This window comes from Pseudoalteromonas sp. 1181_04 (assembly GCF_052850545.1).
Genome location: NZ_VXCS01000065.1, coordinates 1 through 1,480, shown reverse-complemented (window position 1 = coordinate 1,480; position 1,480 = coordinate 1). Strand labels below are relative to the sequence as shown.

The window sequence follows — 1,480 nt, the reverse complement described above, 5'->3', positions numbered from 1 at the left end:
TCGGCAGAAATATGCGCGATGAGCGCACTATTAAATTGTTGAACTAAGCCGCTACGCGGAGATCCTATTCTGACCATTTGAGCCACACTTACCTTGGGGTTATCCCATAACTTGGAGGTAAGTCATGAATACACTCATTGAACAAGTCAAAACTGAAATAGCCTATCGAGGTTATTCGCAAAGTACATGTAAAAGCCACTGTGAACATTTACTTAAACTCAGTCACTATTTTAATAAACCGCTTGACTCGATTACGGATGACGAGCTTAACGCCTTTTTTAACGATCCCGCTATTCGTAAGCTTTCTAGAGCAAGCCAGAAAATACAAATAAACAGTATTTGGTTCTTGTTTAAGAATATTTTACATCGCCCACTGAACTTAGATATTGCACTGCCAAAAGCGAAATTGCGGGCACCCACGTATTTATCGCGTGATGATATACAGCGGCTTATAGAAAGCTGCACTGACATGCGACTAAAAACGTTAATTGTGGTGTGTTACGGGTGTGGCTTACGTATAAGTGAACTGCTACGCATTAAAGTGCAAAACATCGATGGCCAGCGTAAAACCATTTTAATTGAACAAGGTAAAGGGGATAAGTCACGGTATGTTGTAGTTTCAGATAGCGTACTAAACCAATTACGCAGTTACTGGAAAATGTATCACCCAACGGGTTGGATGTTTTACTCGCGATTGTTAATGGATAAACCTATGTCAGCATCGACCTTCAGGAAGCCATTGAGAAAACACGCACAAGCGTGTGGTTTAAAACACTGTAATCCACATGCACTACGCCATGCTTATGCAACACATCAACTTGAATCAGGAATGCCACTTCATCAATTGCAACATCAGCTTGGTCATAGTGATATTAAAACGACACAAAGTTACTTACACTGGTTACCTGAGTTAGGGCATGGCGGCATTGATTTGCTTGCGAGTTGGAGTAAACAATGAGCGCTTTGCACCTCGCTGATATTTTAAACTCAAATCTTGAGAATTATCGGCAACATCATACGATGAGCTATCAACAACTGCGTGTCTGTCAGCACCTTCAATCATGCAGAACAGGTCAGCTCGGTTATCAAGCATGGCAATGTGATAGCTGTGGGGAGTCGCAGCAGATTGGGTGTAGTTGTCGAGACCGTCACTGTCCGCGTTGCCAAGGCATGGCCACGGCTAAGTGGGTGCGAAGACAGCAAGAGGATTTATTACCGTGTCGGTATTTCCACCTTGTTTTTACGCTCCCTCATGAGTTGAATATCATTGCTCACTATAACCCAAGTGTGTTGTACCAGTGTTTGTTTAAAGCCGTATGGCAAACGCTGTGTAAATTTGCGAAACGAAAGATGCATGGCCAGTTAGGCATGACAAGCGTACTGCATACATGGGGGCAGAACTTAAGTCAGCATATCCACTTGCATTGTTTGATACCCGCAGGTGCACTTGAAAAAACGCACTGGCATGAAATAGAAAAAG

Annotated in this window: 2 protein-coding genes; both read left to right on the top strand. The window is 42.9% G+C overall.

The window, feature by feature from the left end; all coding sequences use genetic code 11:
* The first annotated feature begins 124 nt into the window (after window positions 1-124).
* Window positions 125-958, top strand: a complete 834-nt coding sequence (locus tag FW757_RS23030) for a tyrosine-type recombinase/integrase (RefSeq protein ID WP_446441772.1) — start codon at window positions 125-127, stop codon at window positions 956-958.
* Window positions 955-1,480, top strand: a 526-nt coding sequence (locus FW757_RS23025) for an IS91 family transposase (RefSeq protein WP_446441771.1), incomplete at its 3' end; no start/stop codon positions are given. The genes FW757_RS23030 and FW757_RS23025, both read left to right, overlap by 4 nt.

What these genes read in the sequence shown, in the direction of transcription:
- FW757_RS23030 (WP_446441772.1), top strand. Translation starts at nt 125, where the DNA reads ATGAATACACTCATTGAACAAGTCAAAACTGAAATAGCCTATCGAGGT.